The following is a 17,259-nucleotide window of genomic DNA, read 5'->3' on the forward strand; positions in this document are numbered from 1 at the left end:
GTGCTGACCCCTGCCCGCTCGCGCGCGTCCCTGCTCCGCGGCGTGGTGCTCACCCTCGTGCTCGGGCTGGCGGGCCTGCTCCTGGCCACCCCGGCGCAGGCGGCCGACGAGCCCCCGGTGCTGCTGGTCGGCGTGACCGGGGTCCGGTGGGACGACGTCACCACGCTCACGACGCCCGCGCTGTGGAACATGTCGCGCGAGGGCTCGGTCGGTCTGGTCGCCGCCCGCAGCGTCGCGTCCCGCTCCTGCCCGGCCGACGGCTGGCTGGCGGTCTCGACCGGGACCCGCGCGGCCGACGTGCGGGCCGACGACGGGACGTGCCGGACCCTGCGCGACCCCGACGAGAGCGGCAAGGTGCCCGGCTGGGACGACTACGTCGCCGCGGCGGACGCGGAGTCGTACGGTGCGACCCCGGGGTTGTTCGGGAACATGCTCGCGGACGCGGGTTCCGACGTGACCGGCATCGGGCCCGGCGCTGCGATCGCGCTGGCCGACGAGCAGGGCGTCCCCGTCGGGCCGTACATGAACCTGCCCACGACCGGCTCCGGCATCACGAGCGCAGTGCGCGACGCCCTCGACGCCTCGCAGCTGGTGGTCATCGACGCCGGCTCGCTGCGCGACCCCGGGTACGCGACCGCCGCCCGGCCCAGCACCCCGCAGCCCACCGAGTCGGCGCCGGGCGACGACGTCGACGAGCCCGTGGCGCCCGAGGTGTCGACGCCCGACGCGATCATCGAGCCGTCGCGCGCCCTGCAGGCCCAGGTGATCGACGACCGGATCGGCGCCGCGATCGCGGGGGCGCAGCGCTCGGGCGCGACCGTCCTCGTCGTCTCCCTCGCCGACTCCGGCCGCACGGCCCTGCAGCTGGCCGCCGCGACGGGGCGTGCGCCGAACGGCGCCGAGTACGCCGAGAGCCTGCTGACCTCGGGCTCCACCCGGCAGGCCGGCCTCATCCAGACGGTCGACGTCACGCCGACGCTGCTCGACGGCATCGGGCTCGACGACAGCGCCGTGGCGCTGAGCGGTGCCGTGATCCTGCCCGGCCCGTCGACCGCCGCCGCGACCGCCCGCGTGGACCGGCTCCTCGACATCCAGCGGCACGCGACGATGGTCACCCGCGTGGCCGGCGCGTACTCGACCCGGCTGGTCCTCGTCCAGGCCGTGCTGTTCATCGCCGCGGCGATCATCCTCACCCGCAAGGGCCGCTCCGACCGCACGCCCCTGCGGCCCGCCCTGCGGGTCCTGCGGGTCGCTGCGCTGGCCCTCGCCGCGGCGCCCGTGGCGTCGTTCCTCACCAACCTCGTGCCGTGGTGGCGCTCGGACCGGCCCGTCACGACGTTCTGGTGGGTGCTCCTCGGGTGGATCGCGCTCATCACCGTGGTCGCCCTGGTCGGGCCGTGGCGGCGCAACCTGCTCGGGCCCACGGGCATCGTCGCCGGGGTGACGGTGCTGGTGCTCGTGGTCGACGCGTGCACCGGCTCGAACCTCGTCATCGACTCCCCCATGGGCGCCCACCGGGTCCTCGCCGCGCGGTTCTACGGCATGAGCAACCAGGCGTTCGCGCTGCTCACGGCCGCGGGGCTGCTGCTCGCGGTCGCGATCGCGGACCCGCTGCTGCGCCGCGGTCGTCGGCGGCTGGCCACCGCTGCGGTCGCGGGGCTCGGGCTGCTGCTCGTGGTCGTCGACGGCACCCCCGGGCTGGGCAGCGACTTCGGCGGTCCGCCCGCGCTCATCCTCGCGTTCGCGATGCTCACCATCGTCGTGAGCGGGCGCAAGGTCAGCTGGAAGTGGATAGGGCTCATCGCGCTGGCGGGGGTCGTGGTCGTCGGCGGCTTCGCGGTCCTCGACTGGCTGCGCCCGCCCGCCGACCGCACCCACCTCGGCCGGTTCTTCGCCACCGTGCTGGACGGCGGGCTGTGGGACGTCGTCGGCCGCAAGATCGCGGTGAACCTGCGCGTCCTGACGTCCTGGCGCTACCTCGTGCTCGCCATCGGCGGCGTGCTGCTGACCTGGCTCGTCATCGCCGGCGGCAGACCCCGACGCGGCGCCCTCATGGGCACGGGCAGCTCGATGGCCGGCCTGCAGCGCGCCGTCCCGCTCCTGCGGCCCGCGGTGGCGGCGATCGCGGCGGCGCTCACCATCGGGTTCCTCATGAACGACTCCGGCATCGTCGTGCCGGCCACGGGCATCGCGCTCGCCGTGCCGTGCCTCGTGGCCGCGGCCGCGCAGTGGCGGCTGGGCGCGCCGGACGGCGAGCTGGAGGAGGACGCCTCGGCGTCGACCGGCTCGGGGACGACCGGCTCGGGGACGACCGGCTCGGGGTCGACCGGCTCGGCGTCTACCGGTGAGTCTGCGGAGGCTTCTGCGCCGGTGTGACGGTCCGCTTCACGGCACCGGCCGCGCGGCGCACGCGGCGCGCGTTGACCGCCAGCTGGACGTCCCGGTACTGCGCGGCGCGGTGCATCTGGCCCTTGAGGTCCGACCCCGACGGCCGGTGCTTGAGGTCGCACGGGATCTCCACGACGCGGAACCCGCGGCGCAGCAGGTCGATCGTCATGCCCGTCTCGACGCCCCAGCCGTGGGCCAGCGGCGTCGCCGCCTCGAAGGCCGCGCGGGTCAGGCAGCGCATGCCGGACAGCGGCTGGGTCGGCGTCCAGCCGGTCATCGACGCGATGGCCCGACGGGCGGCGCCGACGACGATCCCCCGACCACCCGCGCCGGGCTGCGGCGGGATCAGGGCGATCGCGAGGTCGGCGTGGCCCTCGAACACCGGCGGCACCAGCGGCGCGGTGTTGACCGCCGTCTCGCCCAGGTCGCCGTCGATGAAGAGCAGGATCCGCGGCTGCCGGTCCGGGGCGTCGCGCATCGCCACGACGGCGGCACCGGTCTCCATCGCGGCCGCCTTGCCGCGGTTGTGCGAGTGCCGGACGACGACCGCGCCGGCCTCGCGCGCGACGTGCTGGGTGTTGTCCTCAGAGCCGTCGTCGACCACCAGGACCAGGTCCACGTGGGGGATCGCGCGCGCCGACCGGACGGTCGCGGCGATGCGCCGGGACTCGTCCTTGGCGGGGATGATCACGGCGACCCGCTGGCGGGCCTTGTGCGCGGCCGCCTTGCGCTCGTCGACCGCGGCCTTGCGCACGTCGGCGGCGGTGGGCGGCGCGGCGACGGGCGTCGCGGGCGGGTCGATGACCTCGGTCGCGGTGGCGTCGTCGGGGGTCGGCACGGAGGTTCCCGCCGGCTGGTCGGCGGCCTGTCGGCCCTTGCGCATCACGTCCGCCACCCTATCCATCGCCGCGAGCGCCGCCCGCGGCGACACCGTCTTGTGGACGGGTGGTCAGCGCAGCGTGACCTGGCGGGCGACGAGTCCGGCGCGCGCGCGGCGCTCGTTCGCGTCGAGCGGCGAGGAGTCCTCCAGGGCGGCGGTGAACCGGGGCAGGAAGTCGGCGACGGGCTTCTCGATGTCCTCGGCCTCCGACCCCTTGGCCAGCTCCCACACCGGGACCACGAGCCCCGCGGAGCGGAAGTAGCCGACGAACTTCGCGCCCTCGAACCCGGACTCGCGCTTGGCGTGCAGGCGGGCGAGGCCGTCGAGCACGACCTGCTCCTCGTGCGGCTGGGCCCAGCGGAGGAACTCGCGGGCGCCCATCCGGCACCAGTACGCCGCGTCGGCGGACTCGAGCTTGACCGTGTCGATGATGCCGCCGTCGGCCTCCTCGATCGCGGCCTGCAGGTCGGGCGTGCGCTCGGTGTCGGGGGCGAGCCAGTAGGCGAACGAGTCCTGCACGGTCACGTCGAACGGCACGGACAGGTCGAGCACGTCCTGCAGGCGCGGGCCGGGCTCGGGCAGCCCGACGGTCTCGACGGCGGTGCCGGCCTCGACCTCGAGGGCCTCGAGCAGCGCGTGCGCGAGGTCGCGGCTGACGTCGTTGGAGCTGCTGGTGGTCTGCAGCGCCAGCAGGATCACGCCGTCGGCGCGGTGCAGGGCGGGCCAGCTGGTGGGCAGGACCGTGGTGACCAGCACCTCGCGCGCGCCGTGCTCCTTCCTCGTGCGGGCGGTCGCGGTGGCCGCGGGGACCAGCTCCTTGAGCGCGACCCAGTCGGGCTCACCGGGGAGCCCCTCGAACGGGCGCAGCACGAAGTCGGACGAGTTCTTGGCCATGCGGGAAAGGTTACCGGTCCTCACCAGGGCGACCAGCCGGGGAGGGGGTCGCGTGACACCGGGCGTTAAGGGAGGATCGCGACATGGACCCGCGTGCCGGAACACCCGCCCAACCGTCCGACCTCGTCGATCTCGACGCCCTGACCGGCGCGTACTACGACCGTGAACCCGACCTCGACGACCCGGCGCAGCGCGTGGTCTTCGGCACCAGCGGCCACCGTGGGTCGGCGCTGGACACCGCGTTCAACGAGGCGCACATCGTCGCCATCACGGCCGCGATCGTCGAGTACCGCCGGGACCAGGGCACCGACGGTCCCCTGTTCATCGGCCGCGACACCCACGCGCTGTCCGACCCGGCCTGGCGGTCCGCGCTCGAGGTGCTCGCGGCCGCCGACGTCGAGGTGCACGTCGACGCCCGCGACTCGTGGACCCCGACGCCGGGCGTCTCGCACGCGATCCTGCGGCACAACGGCGCCGGCAGCTCCGAGGGCGTCCGCACGCAGGGACCGGGCCTGGCCGACGGCATCGTCGTCACCCCGTCCCACAACCCGCCGCGCGACGGCGGCTTCAAGTACAACCCGCCGCACGGCGGTCCCGCGGGGTCCGAGGCTACCGGGTGGATCGCCGACCGCGCCAACGAGATCCTCTCGACCGGGTGGAAGAGCGTCCCGCGAGTGAGCGCCGAGACCGCGCTGGCGGCCGACACCACCCTCAAGCACGACTACCTGTCGTCGTACGTCGCGGACCTGGCCAACGTCATCGACGTCGAGGCCATCCGCGCGTCGGGCGTGCGCATCGGCGCCGACCCGCTCGGTGGCGCGTCCGTCGAGTACTGGGGCGAGATCGGCGAGTACTACGGGCTCGACCTCACCGTGGTGAACCCGACCGTCGACCCGCGGTGGGCGTTCATGACGCTCGACTGGGACGGCAAGATCCGGATGGACTGCTCGTCGCCGTACGCGATGGCGTCGCTCGTCGCCCGCATGGCCGGCGACCCCGCACCCTTCGACATCGCGACCGGCAACGACGCCGACGCCGACCGGCACGGCATCGTCACGCCCGACGGCCTGATGAACCCGAACCACTACCTCGCGGTCGCCATCTCCTACCTGTACGGCGGGGCGCGGCGGGGCTGGCCGGCCGGGACCGCCATCGGCAAGACGCTCGTCTCGTCCAGCCTCATCGACCGCGTGGCCGGCAAGCTCGGGCGGACGCTGCTCGAGGTGCCCGTGGGGTTCAAGTGGTTCGTGCCCGGGCTGGTGGACGGGTCGGTCGGCTTCGGCGGCGAGGAGTCCGCCGGGGCGTCGTTCCTGCGCAAGGACGGCACCGTGTGGACCACCGACAAGGACGGCATCCTGCCGGCACTGCTGGCCTCGGAGATCCTGGCGACCACCGGCAAGTCGCCGTCGGCGCACCACCGCGACCTCGTCGCCGAGTTCGGCGAGTCCTGGTACGCGCGGGTCGACGCGGCCGCCTCCCGCGAGCAGAAGGCGACCCTGTCGAAGCTCACGCCCGACCAGGTGACCGCCACGTCGCTGGCCGGCGAGACGATCACCGCCAAGCTGACCAACGCGCCCGGCAACGGCGCGGCGATCGGCGGCCTCAAGGTCACCACGCAGAACGCCTGGTTCGCCGCCCGGCCGTCGGGCACCGAGGACGTCTACAAGATCTACGCCGAGTCGTTCGTGTCCGCCGAGCACCTGGCGCAGGTGCAGGCGGAGGCGAAGGACGTGGTGTCGGCAGCCCTGGGCGGGTAGCGCGTCAGCCTCGGACGGGGCGCAGCAGGTCCTGATAGTCGGGGTGCCGGGCGATCCACGCCTTCACGTACGGGCAGAACGCGACCACGTCCCGGCCACTCGCGCGGACCGCGTCGAGGGCTGCCTTCACCAGCGTCGACGCGACGCCCTGCCCCTCGAACTTCGGGTCGACCTCGGTGTGCGTGAAGATCACCGTCGGGCCGATCGTGTCGTACACCGAGAACCCCATGAGCTCGCCGTCCGGGCTGCGCGCCTCGAACCGGTGCTCGTCGGGAGCGTCGCTGACCTGCACATCCGTCATGTCATCGATGGTGGGGCACGACGGGCGACGGCGGTAGACCTGATGACACACTGACTTCATGCTCCAGCCCTACAGAGACGTGCTGTCGCGTCCCGGGGCGCTCGCGTTCTCCGGCTCGGGCGTGGTCGCCCGGCTGCCCATGTCGATGGTCGGCATCGGCATCGTGCTCATGGTCTCGTCGCTCTACGACTCCTACGGCCTGGCCGGCAAGGTCTCCGCGGTGTACGTCGTCGCGCAGGCGTTGTGCTCGCCCCAGCTGGCCCGCCTGGTCGACCGGCACGGGCAGTCGCGGGTCATGCGCCCCGCCATCGCGATCGCGGCCGTCGGGCTGGTCGGCCTCGTGGTCGCGGCCTCGACGGAGGCCCACGAGGCCTGGCTGTACCTCGCGGCGGTCGTCACGGGCGCGGCCATCGGGTCGTTCGGGTCGCTGGTCCGGGCGCGCTGGGCGCGGGTGCTCGGCGACGACGCCCACCGGATGCACACCGCCTACTCGCTGGAGTCGGCGCTCGACGAGCTGGTCTTCATCGTCGGCCCCGTGCTCGCCACGCTCCTCGCCACCGGCGTCGCCCCGACCGCCGGGCTCGTCGTGCCCCTCGTCGCGATGATCGTCGGCGGCTACTGGTTCCTCTCGTTGCGGCACACCGAGCCCCCGGCCGCCCCGGTCGGCAGCCCGCGCCCCCGCGGCTCGGTGCTGGCCAGGCCGGGCATGATCGTCCTGGCGCTCGTGTTCGTGGCCATGGGCTCGATCTTCGGCGCCACCGACGTCTCGACCGTGGCCTTCGCCGACGAGTCCGGTCACAAGGGAACCGCCGGCATCATCCTGGCGATCTTCGCGCTCGGCTCGCTCATCTCCGGCCTGCTCTACGGCACCCGGCAGTGGAAGCGGCCGCTGCACCTGCGGTTCGCCACGGGCGTCGTCGCGCTCGCCGTCGGCGTCTGCTTCTTCTTCCTCGTGCAGTCCCTCGTCGCGCTGGCGGCCGTCATGTTCGTCGCCGGGTTCGCCATCGCGCCGACGCTGATCAACGGCAACGGGCTAGTCCAGGACCTGGTGCCGCGGGAGCGGCTGACCGAGGGGCTCACCTGGGTGGGCACCTCGCTCGGCGTCGGCGTGTCGGTCGGGTCGTCCATCGCGGGCGCGCAGATCGACGCGAACGGGTCGCACGCCGGGTTCCTGGTGGTCGTCGTGTCCGCCGGGTTCGCGGTCGTCGCCACGCTGGCGGCCTTCCGGACCCTGCGCGGCGACGCCGGCGAGCACGTCCACGACTCCGTCGAGGCCGGGTCCCCGTCCGCGACCGGTGGCGCGGCCGTGGCGGCGTGCGAGGTCGCGGAGGCCGTGGAACCGGCGCGGGCGGTCGGTACCCTCGGGCCGTGATCGACGCCCTCCGCGAGCTCGTCACCAGCCCGTCCGCGGCCGCGCGGCTCGAGCTGTACCGGATGCGGCACTGCCTCGATGGCGATCGAGATCACCCCGCGGAAGTTCGAGGGCGACTGGGTCGACGGCCACCGCGCGACGGTCTCGGCGAACCTCCACGTGGCGCTGGCGGCCTGGCTTGAAAGCAGCCTCTTTCTTGACATGACTTGTTTTCGGTGACACGGTCGTCCCCATGCTCGACATCACCGTCATCGAGGACCCCGCCGTCGCCGAGGCCGCGCTCGACCCCACCCGCGCACGGCTGTTGGCGGCGCTCGCCTCGCCCGGGTCGGCCACGTCCCTGTCGGGTCCGCTCGGGCTGTCCCGCCAGCAGGTCAACTACCACCTGCGCACGCTCGAGAAGCACGGCCTGGTCGTCCTCGTCGACGAGCGCCGCAAGGGCAACATGACCGAGCGCGTGCTCCAGGCGACCGCGGCGTCGTACGTGATCTCACCCGTCGCGCTGCCCGCCGTGGCGCCGGACGCCGACGCCCTGCGTGACCAGCTCTCCGCGCAGTGGATGCTCGCGCTCGGCGCCCGGCTCGTGCACGAGATGGGCTCGCTCATCATCGGCGCCCAGCAAGCCGGCCAGCGGCTGGCCACCTACGCCGTCGACGGCCAGGTTCGGTTCGCCAGCGCGGCCTCCCGCGCCTCGTTCGCCGACGAGCTGTCCGTCCTGCTCGCCGACCTCGTCGGCAGGTACGACGCCCCCGACGGCCGCGACCACCGGTTCGTCGTCGCCCTGCACCCCGCCCTCAAGACACCGATCACCTCGACCAAGGAGAACTGACATGGCCCGCGAGTTCGAGATCGTCCGCGAGCACGACATCGACGCCCCCGCGGAGGAGGTCTGGGACGCGATCACCGACGGGAACGGCGGCTGGCTGTGGCCCATGGAGTACGAGCCCCGCGTCGGCGGCGCCGCCGCGTTCGGTGGCACGGTCGTCGCGTGGGACCCGCCGCGCCACCTCTCGGGACGCATGGAGGGCCCGGACGGCTGGTTCAACCAGGTCGAGGAGGTGCTGACGCCGCTCGAGGGCGGGCGTACCCATCTGCGCTACGTGCACTCCGGGGTCTTCGTCGACGACTGGGACAACCAGTACGACGGCGCCGGCGCGCACACCGACTTCTACCTGCACACGCTGTCCGAGTACATCGCGCACTTCAGCCGCCGCCCGGTCGTCTACTCGTCGACCGACGCTCCCGCGGCGTCGAACACCCCCGACGGGTTCGCGCGACTGCGGGACGCGCTGGACCTCACCTCCCTGCCCGGCAGCCCGGCCGAGGTGGTCGTCGACTACGACACCGAGCACTTCCTCGGCCTGCGCACCGAGACGGCGCTGGTCCGCTTCTTCGGTCGCAACGCCTGGGGCGCCCCGGTGGGCGTCGCCGTGCACGACTTCGCACCGGGGGCCGACGCCGAGGCGACGGCCGCGGCCTGGGACGGCTGGCTGGAGAAGGTCTACGCCTGACGTCGGCGTGCGGGCGTGACCACCGGGGCACACGATGGGCCGACCGCCCACCGCACCCGGAGGCCCCCGTGGCACGACGTCGATCCATCGCCGACCTGCTCGTCGCCCAGCTGGTCGCCGCCGGCGCCCGGCACATCTACGGCATCGTCGGCGACAGCCTTAACCCGGTGGTCGACGCCGTCCGGCGTGCGCATGAGGACGGCGTCGACATCACCTGGGTGCACGTGCGGCACGAGGAGGCCGGCGCGTTCGCCGCGGCCGCCGAGGCCGAGCTGACCGGACGCCTGGCCGTCTGCGCCGGGTCCTGCGGTCCGGGCAACCTGCACCTGATCAACGGCCTCTACGACGCCAACCGCTCCCGCGTCCCCGTGCTGGCGATCGCGTCGCACATCCCGAGCGCGCAGATCGGGACGCAGTTCTTCCAGGAGACGCACCCGGACCGGCTGTTCCTCGAGTGCTCAGTGTTCTCCGAGATGATCTCGACGGCCGCGCAGGCGCCGCGGGTCATCCGGTCGGCGATCCACCACGCGTACGGCGCCCCGGGCGTCGCAGTCCTGACGCTGCCGGGCGACATCGCCGACCTCGACGCCCCCGACGCCGGCATCGATGTGCTCACTCCCCCGCCACCCCCGCGGGTGGTTCCCGACGGAGGCGCCGTGCGTGCGCTCGCCGAGGCCATCGACGCGGCCGGCAAGGTGACCATCTTCGCCGGGGCCGGGGTGCGCGGCGCGCGGGCCGAGGTGCTCGCGCTGGCCCGCCTGCTCCACGCGCCGGTCGGCCACAGCCTGCGCGGCAAGGAGCACATCCAGGTCGACAACCCGTTCGACGTCGGCATGTCCGGGCTGCTCGGGTACGGCGCGTGCCAGTCCGCCATGGAGGGCGCCGACCTGCTGCTCCTGCTCGGTACCGACTTCCCGTACGACCAGTTCCTGCCGTCCGGTGTCCGCACCGCGCAGGTCGACATCGAGCCGACCCGGCTCGGGCGTCGGACGCGCAACGACCTGGTGGTGCTCGGGGACGTCGGCGAGACCGCGAAGGCGCTGCTGGAGCTGGTGCAGCCGAAGCGGAGCCACCGGTTCCTCGACCAGATGCTGAAGAAGCAGGCGAAGGCGATGAGCGGGGTGGTCGGCGCGTACACGCGCGACGTCGAGCACACCGAGCCCATCCACCCCGAGTACGCGGCCGTGCTGCTGGACGAGGAGGCCCCCGACGACGCGGTCTTCACGGTCGACACCGGCATGTGCAACGTCTGGGCGGCCCGGTACATCACGCCGAACGGCAGGCGCCGCGTCATCGGGTCGTTCCTGCACGGGTCGATGGCCAACGCGGTCCCGCACGCGATCGGCGCGGCCCTGTCGGGTGGCGGGCGGCACGTCGTCGCCATGGCCGGCGACGGCGGGCTGTCGATGCTGCTGGGCGAGCTCATCACCGTGAAGGTGCTCGAGCTGCCCGTGAAGATCGTGCTCTTCGACAACGCGACGCTGGGCATGGTCCGGCTCGAGATGCTCGTCGACGGCCTGCCGTCCTACGCGACGGACACCCCGCCGGTGGACTACGCGGCGATCGCGTCAGCCATCGGCATCCCGGCGGTCCGCGTGGAGAAGCCCACGGACATCCGGGTGGCCCTGCGCGAGGCGTTCTCGCACGACGGCCCCGCGCTGATCGACCTGGTCACCGACCCGCGCGCGCTGTCGCTGCCGCCGAAGATCACGCGCGCCCAGGTCTCCGGGTTCACCGCGGCCATGAGCAAGGAGGTGCTCGGCGGCGGGCTCGGCGAGGTCATGGCCATGGCGCGCTCGAACCTGCGGAACGTGCCCCGGCCTTAAGGCACCGGATGGCGCGCGTCGTAGTCCCAGAACGAGCGCTGCGACCTGACCAGGACCCACAGCAGCACCACGCAGAGGCAGCCGCCGATGACCGCGGCCCACCCCTCGCCGATCTTGGCCGCGGCCCCGCCGAGCAGTGCCTCGCCCAGCCGCGGGCCGCCCGCGACGACGACGATGAAGACGCCCTGGAGGCGGCCGCGCATGTCGTCGGGCGTGGCCGTCTGCAGGATCGTCTGCCGGAACACCGAGCTGATCGCGTCGCTGGCCCCGGCGACCACGAGCATGAGCACGGCGATCGCGAGCGCCAGCCAGAGCACCTGGTCGGGGTGCGACTGGCCGGCCAGCACCAGCACCAGCCCGAACCCGGCGATGGCCAGACCCCAGATCGTGATGGCGACCGCGATGATCCGGCCCTGCCACCGGATCCGGGTCAGGCCGCCGGAGAACAGCCCCGCGAGCCCGACACCGACCGCCGCCGAGGCCGCCATGACGCCGGTCGTCGTCGCACCCCCGCCGAGGTACACCAGGCCGACGGCCGGGAACAGCACGCGCGGCGACGACGTGATCATGGCGACCAGGTCGACCGCGAACGTCATGCGCACGTTCCGCTGCGTGCCCAGGTACCGGAAGCCGTCGACCACGGACGCGAGCCCGGCCCGCTCGCGGCGCGTCTCGGAGTGCTCCGGCGGCTGCGGGGGCAGGCGGAACACCGCCGCGAGCGCCGCCGTGAACAGCACCGCGTCGAGCGTGTAGGCGACGCCGTAGTCGAAGGCGGCCACCAGCGCGGCCCCCAGCAGCGGACCCACCGTGAACGCGACGCTGAACCCGAGCGTCTGCAGGGCGTTCGCCGCGGGCAGGAGCGTCGGGTCGAGCAGCCGCGGGATGATGGCCGACCGCGCGGGCGCGTTCACCGCGAAGGCCCCCGACTGCACGGCGACCAGCAGGAACAGGACCCACACCTGCGAGTTGCCCAGCCACGCCTGCACGGCCAGCCCGATCGTCGCGCCCCACGCCACGAACGACGCGATCAGCGCCACCGTGCGGCGGTCGTAGTGGTCGGAGATCGCGCCGCCGTACAGGCCGAAGAACACCAGCGGCACCAGCGCGCAGAGCCCCAGGATGCCGACGGACGCGGTCGACTGGGTGAGCTCGTAGACCTGCAGCCCCACCGCGACGACGGTGAGCTGCGCCCCGAGGTTCGAGATCGACAGCCCCCACCACAGCCGCCGGAACGCCGGGCTGGCGCGCAGGGGTGTGGTGTCGACGACGAACGAGGGCATCGGGCGAGTTTAGTTGCCCGGGCGACGCAGCCCGCCCGACGTCCAGCGCCGGCGCCGAGCTCGTGACTCGCCGCCCATCTCGCCGGTCCGAACCGGCGAGCTCGACGCGCAGTCACGAGGTCGCGGGTTCGCGACGAGGTCGCGGGTTGCGACTGACGACTTCGTCGCAAACCCACGAGTTCGCGCAGTGGGCGGCGGATCGCGTGCCACCCTTGCCCCGTGAGCAGCGCTGTCGAGCACCTCGTCGTCATGGGGGTGTCGGGAACCGGGAAGTCGACGACCGCGGCGCTCCTCGCCACCAGGCTCGGGTGGCCGATGATCGAGGGCGACGACCTCCACCCCGCGGCCAACGTCGAGGCGATGCGCGCGGGCCGGGCGCTCACCGACGCCGATCGCGGCCCGTGGCTGCGCGCGATCCGCGACGCGATGACGGCCACGGGCGGGTCGACGGTGGTCACGTGCTCGTCGCTGCGCCGCTCCTACCGCGACATCCTGCGGACCGCGAAGGGCCGCGTGCGGTTCGTGCACCTGGTGGTCCCGCCCGAGACGCTCGCCCGGCGGCTCGCGGAACGCACGGGCCACTTCATGCCGGCGACGCTGCTGGCCTCGCAGCTGGCCACCCTCGAACCCCTGGGTCCCGACGAGGACGGCGTGGACGTCCCGGTCGTCGGCACCCCGGAGCAGACCGCCGACGAGGCCCTGCGGCTGCTGGCTGAGGCGCGCTGAGACCGAGGGTTTCGCACGAGATGCCGCCGGGCGGCCACCCCCGCCCCTGCGCGGTCGTCGTCGACCCGGTCACCAGCCGCGCGTGCCCGGCGAGCCCTTGAACGGGCCGACGACGCGCGACGTGATCCAGCCGCCGTAGAACCCGCCGGCCTGCGGCTGCACCTGCTCGCCGTCGACGGTGCAGGTCAGCTCGTCGGCGTAGAGCGCAACCCGGTCGGCGAGGACCTCGTAGCCCGGCATGGGCGTCGGGTAGGTCCATCCCACGCGCGACAGCAGACGGCCGCCCGCGCGGACCGAGAGGTAGTCGGCGATGCCCTTGAACTCGCAGGCCGACGACCCGACGGCCGCCTCCAGCACGCCGGCCTCGAACGCGTCGAAGGGCAGGTAGTACACGGGCGGGTGGCTCGTCTCGAGCACCCGGACGGCCTCCGTCGTCAGCGCGACCGGGTGCCCGTCGAGCGTCACGACGACGCGCTCCGTCGTGGGCTCGACGCGCGGCGGCCGCGGGTAGTCCCAGACCGACTCCTGCCCGGGTGCGGCCGACAGCGGGACCGGCGTCACCGCTGTCCGGGGTTGGCGTCGTCGGCGTCCATCAGGGGCTCGACGACGACGTCGTCGCGGTCGTACTTGGTGGTCGAGCTCGACATCGCGCCCGTGGCCGTGTCGACGGCCTTCTCCCAGAGTGCGGCGCCCTGCGTCTTCGCGAACTCCGTCGCCTTGCTCTCGTACTCCTGCACGTAGTCCTGCACGCGCGGGTCCTGCCACACATCGGTGGCCCAGACCTTGAACTTCGCCAGCTGGCGACGGCCGGACGTGGTGCCGAACAGGTACGCGGTGCCCACGCCCGCGAGAAACACGACCTTCTTCATGCGGTCCTCCGTTGCTCGTCCCAAGGTTCGAGCGTAGGCAGGGTTCGGCGGGACCGCGCGGCAGGAGGGGTCAGTGCCCGGCCGTCAGCGGGAGGCGTCGGACGCTGCGGAACCGTCGGTCGGTGCCGTCGACGGGGTCGGTGAACGCGAGCCCCCCGGCCAACAGCTGCAGCGGTCTGCTGAAGTCGTCGACCGCGACGTCCTGCACCACGGGGTACAGCGGGTCGTCGACGATCGGGATGCCCAGGCCGTGCAGGTGCAGCCGGAGCTGGTGCGTGCGGCCCGTGCGGGGCGTCAGGCGGTACACCCCGCGACCGTCCGCCTCCGACTCGAGCTCGACGCGGGTCTCCGCGTTGACCGGGGCGTCGGGCACCACCTCGGCCTGCCAGGCTCCGCGCTCCTTGCGGATGTGGTTGCGGACCACGGCCGGGAAGATTAGGTCCTCGCGCAGCGGTGCCAGCGCCCAGTACGTCTTGTGCACCGCGCGGTGCTCGAACAGCGTCTGGTACGGCCCGCGCCAGCGGGGCTCGGTCGCCAGCATCAGCAGGCCCGACGTCACCCGGTCGAGGCGGTGCAGCGGGGACAGGTCCGGCAGGCCGAGCTGGGCGCGCAGGCGGACGACGACGCTCTGCTGCACGTGCCGACCGCGCGGGATGGACGACAGGAACGCCGGCTTGTCCACCACCACGAGGCGCTCGTCGCGATGCACCACGTGGATCGGCGCGGTCACCTCGGGCTCGTCACGCAGGTCGCGGTGGAACCACACGAACCGGTGCGGGGCGTAGGCGTCGTCGGCGAGGACCGGCCGACCGACCTCGTCGACGAAACGCTCGCTGACCAGCATCTCCGCGACGTCGACGTACGCCGGCAGCCGGTCCCGGAGCCAGTCGCCCATGGTCGCCCACCCCGCCTCCGGCGAGCGGTCCGGGGTGCGCAGCCACGCGGCGCTCAGCCCGTGCCGGGCCGGCAGAGGGGATCGAGGAGGCACGTCTACGGCTCTCGCAGCGGCGCGAGCAGGTCCAGAGCGACCGCCCGCGCGGCGGCTGTGCGAGCCGCCTGGTCGCCGCCGATCGGGAGCGGCGACTCCCCACCGACGGCGCCGAGCACCAGCGCCGCGAACAGCAGGGTCGCGCGCAGGGAGGCCTCCGGCGTGGGGTCCTGACCCGCGATGGCGGTCACGAGCGTGCGCAGCACCCCCATCTGCATCCCGCCGAACTCGCTGCGCTCGACGACCGCGGGGTTGGTCTGCCCGAACCGCAGGATGATCCCGCCGTCCGACTGCACCAGGCTGAGCAGCCTGTCGACCAGCTCCTCGTCGCGCGCTCGGCTCGACGGCTCCGCCCCGGCCCACGACGCCAGCTCCTCGAAGCGCTCGGTGTACCCGGACATCGCGCTGCCGACGATGTCCTCCTTGGTGCGGAAGTGGTAGTACAGCGCGGCCTTGGTCACGCCGACCTCGTCGGCGATCTCGCGCAGGGACGTCTTGTCGTAGCCGTGCTCGACGAACCGTCGCATGGCCACCGTCACGATCTGCTCGCGGGTGGCGCTCCCGTCGCKGGGCATCGGCAGGGCTCCTTTCCTGTGGCTGCTCTCAGCAAGCCTACTTGACGACCGGCAAGTAACCGGGTCTACTCTCGACCTCGTTACTAGCCGGTCGACAAGTAAGCGAGGACGAGATGGCCACCGACACGATGCCACGCCCGCCCGAGAACGGCCTGAGGCCCCGACGGATCGCGCTCATCATGGTCAGCCTCGCGCTGGCCCTGGTCCCCCTCCAGCTCGACGCCCTGGTCGCCGCAACCGCGCTGCCGACCATCGCCGGCGACCTCGGCGGCTTCGACAGCCTCGCCTGGATCACCACCTCCTACCTCCTGGCGATGGCGATCGGCATGGTCGTCGCCGGCCGGCTGGGCGACATGTTCGGCCGGCGCCGCCTGCTGCTCGCCGCGCTTGTGGCGTTCGGCGTCGGTTCGGTGCTCACCGGGCTGGCGCCGAGCATGGGCGCCCTTATCGGCGCGCGGACGCTGCAGGGCCTCGGAGCCGGCATGACGTTCACCAGCCTGCTCGCGGTGGTCGCGGACGTCGCGCCGCCCGACCGCCGGGCCCGCTACCAGGGCATCCTCGGCGCGATCGCGCCGGTGTCGATGATCGTCGGGCCGTGGGCCGGCGGCGTCATCACCGAGCACCTGGGCTGGCGCTGGATCTTCCTGCTGAACGTGCCGCTGGTCCTGGCGTCGATCGCCGGTGTGCTGGCGTTCGTCCGTCTGCCCGTGCGACCCCGCGGCGGTCGGGTGGACGTCGCCGGGCTGGTCGCGGTCGTGTTCGCGAGCTCAGGCCTGGTGCTCGCCGCGACGTGGGGCGGCCACCGGTACGGATGGGGCTCGTGGCAGGTGATCGGCGCCCTCCTCGTCGCCGCGGTCGCCATCGGCGCGCTGGTCGTCGTCGAGGGCCGTGCGGCGCACCCCGTCCTCCCGCTGGACCTGTTCCGCACCCGCTCGGTCGTGCTCTCGTTCGTCGTGCTCGCCCTGGGCATGGGGGCCGTCATGACGAGCGCCATGAACTACCTGCCGGTCTTCCTGCAGCTGGTGCAGGGCCGCTCCGCCAGCAGCAGCGGCCTGCTGCTGCTTCCCCTGCTGCTGCCCGCGATCGTGGTCGGCGTGCTCACGGGCCGCTTCACGACGAGCCCCGCCCGCTTCCGCCCGACCATGGTGGTCGGCACGTCGCTGCTCGTGGCGGCGAGCGTCCTGCTGGCCACCATGACCGTCGACACGTCCGGTTGGCTCACCGCGGCCTACATGGTGCTGGCCGGGTTCGGCATCGGGCTCCTGTTCCAGACGCCCATGGTGCTCGTGCAGAACTCGGTGCCCGGCGGCGAGGTCGGCGCGGCCACGGGCGCCGCGGGCTTCATGCGGATGATCGGTGCCGCCGTCGGAGCGGGCGCGCTCGGTGCGCTGTTCTCGAGCACGGTCGCCGCCGCGATGCCGGACGGCGTCGACGCCGCGTCGCTGACGCCCGGCGTCGTCGCGGCCTTGCCGACCGCCGTCCAGGACGCGGCGCGGACGGCGGTCGCGACGGGCTCGTCGGCGCTCTTCTGGGTCGCGGCGGTGCTCGCCGGCGTCGCGCTGGTCGCGGCTCTCGCTCTGCCTCGGCGCCCGGCCTCGCCCGCCGCACCGACCGAAGCGGCGAGAATCGCGGCATGACCCTGGACGAGGCCGTCGCGGCCGTCGAAGCGACTCTGGACTCCGCGTACCTGCGCGTCGACCGCCGGCGGGCGCGGGAGGACGCGGAGTCGTTCCTCCTGGTGGTCCTCGACACCAGCGGCGGGCGGGGGGCCGGTCCGATCGCCAACGGGCCGCGCCTGGTCGACAAGCACGGCGGTGGGGTGACGAGGCTGACGATTCCCGACGCGGTCGCCCGGGCCGACCGGATGGCGCCCGCGCGGCCGTAGCGAACGC

Annotated in this window: 18 protein-coding genes; 10 read left to right on the forward strand and 8 right to left on the reverse strand. The window is 73.4% G+C overall.

What is annotated here, in order from left to right; translation table 11 throughout:
- On the forward strand, positions 1-2,376 hold the full coding sequence (locus AC1DYZ_RS02260) for a hypothetical protein (RefSeq protein WP_477063596.1): 2,376 nt from the start codon (positions 1-3) through the stop codon (positions 2,374-2,376).
- Here AC1DYZ_RS02260 and AC1DYZ_RS02265 read toward each other — a convergent pair.
- Complete coding sequence (locus AC1DYZ_RS02265; RefSeq protein ID WP_477063597.1) at positions 2,339-3,271, reverse strand: glycosyltransferase family 2 protein; 933 nt, start codon at positions 3,269-3,271, stop codon at positions 2,339-2,341. The genes AC1DYZ_RS02260 and AC1DYZ_RS02265 overlap by 38 nt on opposite strands.
- Before the next feature lie 66 nt (positions 3,272-3,337).
- Complete coding sequence (locus AC1DYZ_RS02270; protein WP_477063598.1) at positions 3,338-4,162, reverse strand: DUF5926 family protein; 825 nt, start codon at positions 4,160-4,162, stop codon at positions 3,338-3,340.
- 83 nt (positions 4,163-4,245) lie between these two features.
- Here AC1DYZ_RS02270 and pgm point away from each other — a divergent pair, with 83 nt between their 5' ends.
- Positions 4,246-5,919 (forward strand): phosphoglucomutase (alpha-D-glucose-1,6-bisphosphate-dependent), encoded by a 1,674-nt coding sequence (gene pgm, locus AC1DYZ_RS02275; RefSeq protein WP_477063599.1) that lies wholly within the window; start codon positions 4,246-4,248, stop codon positions 5,917-5,919.
- A 4-nt stretch (positions 5,920-5,923) separates the two neighbouring features.
- On the opposite strand, the gene AC1DYZ_RS02280 is transcribed toward pgm, so the two are convergent.
- Positions 5,924-6,220, reverse strand: a complete 297-nt coding sequence (locus AC1DYZ_RS02280) for a GNAT family N-acetyltransferase (protein ID WP_477063600.1) — start codon at positions 6,218-6,220, stop codon at positions 5,924-5,926.
- 58 nt (positions 6,221-6,278) lie between these two features.
- Here AC1DYZ_RS02280 and AC1DYZ_RS02285 point away from each other — a divergent pair, with 58 nt between their 5' ends.
- The 5 genes from AC1DYZ_RS02285 to AC1DYZ_RS02305 all read left to right on the forward strand — a co-directional run bounded on the left by AC1DYZ_RS02285 (position 6,279) and on the right by AC1DYZ_RS02305 (position 10,929).
- The gene (locus AC1DYZ_RS02285; RefSeq protein WP_477063601.1) at positions 6,279-7,592 is read left to right on the forward strand and encodes an MFS transporter; all 1,314 of its coding nucleotides are present in this window, start codon (positions 6,279-6,281) and stop codon (positions 7,590-7,592) included.
- 78 nt (positions 7,593-7,670) lie between these two features.
- Positions 7,671-7,811 carry a hypothetical protein gene (locus AC1DYZ_RS02290; RefSeq protein ID WP_477063602.1) on the forward strand — a complete coding sequence of 47 codons (141 nt, stop codon included), beginning with the start codon at positions 7,671-7,673 and terminating at the stop codon, positions 7,809-7,811.
- A 13-nt stretch (positions 7,812-7,824) separates the two neighbouring features.
- Positions 7,825-8,421 carry an ArsR/SmtB family transcription factor gene (locus AC1DYZ_RS02295; RefSeq protein ID WP_456824061.1) on the forward strand — a complete coding sequence of 199 codons (597 nt, stop codon included), beginning with the start codon at positions 7,825-7,827 and terminating at the stop codon, positions 8,419-8,421.
- 1 nt (position 8,422) lies between these two features.
- Positions 8,423-9,103, forward strand: a complete 681-nt coding sequence (locus tag AC1DYZ_RS02300) for an SRPBCC family protein (RefSeq protein ID WP_477063603.1) — start codon at positions 8,423-8,425, stop codon at positions 9,101-9,103.
- A 68-nt stretch (positions 9,104-9,171) separates the two neighbouring features.
- The gene (locus AC1DYZ_RS02305) at positions 9,172-10,929 is read left to right on the forward strand and encodes a pyruvate dehydrogenase (RefSeq protein WP_477063604.1); all 1,758 of its coding nucleotides are present in this window, start codon (positions 9,172-9,174) and stop codon (positions 10,927-10,929) included.
- On the opposite strand, the gene AC1DYZ_RS02310 is transcribed toward AC1DYZ_RS02305, so the two are convergent.
- The gene (locus AC1DYZ_RS02310; RefSeq protein ID WP_477063605.1) at positions 10,926-12,209 is read right to left on the reverse strand and encodes an MFS transporter; all 1,284 of its coding nucleotides are present in this window, start codon (positions 12,207-12,209) and stop codon (positions 10,926-10,928) included. The genes AC1DYZ_RS02305 and AC1DYZ_RS02310 overlap by 4 nt on opposite strands.
- A 219-nt stretch (positions 12,210-12,428) precedes the next feature.
- Here AC1DYZ_RS02310 and AC1DYZ_RS02315 point away from each other — a divergent pair, with 219 nt between their 5' ends.
- Positions 12,429-12,935, forward strand: coding sequence for a gluconokinase (locus AC1DYZ_RS02315; RefSeq protein WP_477063606.1), 507 nt, complete (start codon positions 12,429-12,431; stop codon positions 12,933-12,935).
- A gap of 69 nt (positions 12,936-13,004) precedes the next feature.
- Here the strand turns inward: AC1DYZ_RS02315 and AC1DYZ_RS02320 are convergent, their stop codons facing one another.
- The 4 genes from AC1DYZ_RS02320 to AC1DYZ_RS02335 form a co-directional block, all read right to left on the reverse strand.
- Positions 13,005-13,496, reverse strand: coding sequence for a DUF427 domain-containing protein (locus tag AC1DYZ_RS02320; RefSeq protein ID WP_477063607.1), 492 nt, complete (start codon positions 13,494-13,496; stop codon positions 13,005-13,007).
- A complete protein-coding gene (locus AC1DYZ_RS02325; RefSeq protein WP_477063608.1) occupies positions 13,493-13,804 on the reverse strand; it encodes a YtxH domain-containing protein in 312 nt (103 codons plus the stop codon). The genes AC1DYZ_RS02320 and AC1DYZ_RS02325 overlap by 4 nt, the downstream gene beginning before the upstream one ends.
- A 70-nt stretch (positions 13,805-13,874) precedes the next feature.
- Positions 13,875-14,792 carry a pseudouridine synthase gene (locus AC1DYZ_RS02330; RefSeq protein ID WP_477063609.1) on the reverse strand — a complete coding sequence of 306 codons (918 nt, stop codon included), beginning with the start codon at positions 14,790-14,792 and terminating at the stop codon, positions 13,875-13,877.
- 2 nt (positions 14,793-14,794) lie between these two features.
- The gene (locus AC1DYZ_RS02335) at positions 14,795-15,367 is read right to left on the reverse strand and encodes a TetR/AcrR family transcriptional regulator (RefSeq protein WP_477063610.1); all 573 of its coding nucleotides are present in this window, start codon (positions 15,365-15,367) and stop codon (positions 14,795-14,797) included.
- A gap of 113 nt (positions 15,368-15,480) precedes the next feature.
- Here AC1DYZ_RS02335 and AC1DYZ_RS02340 point away from each other — a divergent pair, with 113 nt between their 5' ends.
- Positions 15,481-17,004, forward strand: coding sequence for an MFS transporter (locus tag AC1DYZ_RS02340; RefSeq protein WP_477063611.1), 1,524 nt, complete (start codon positions 15,481-15,483; stop codon positions 17,002-17,004).
- Positions 17,001-17,252 (forward strand): hypothetical protein, encoded by a 252-nt coding sequence (locus AC1DYZ_RS02345; protein WP_477063612.1) that lies wholly within the window; start codon positions 17,001-17,003, stop codon positions 17,250-17,252. The genes AC1DYZ_RS02340 and AC1DYZ_RS02345 overlap by 4 nt, the downstream gene beginning before the upstream one ends.
- Positions 17,253-17,259: the final 7 nt, after the last annotated feature.

Source organism: Cellulomonas sp. P1_C4 (assembly GCF_056406355.1).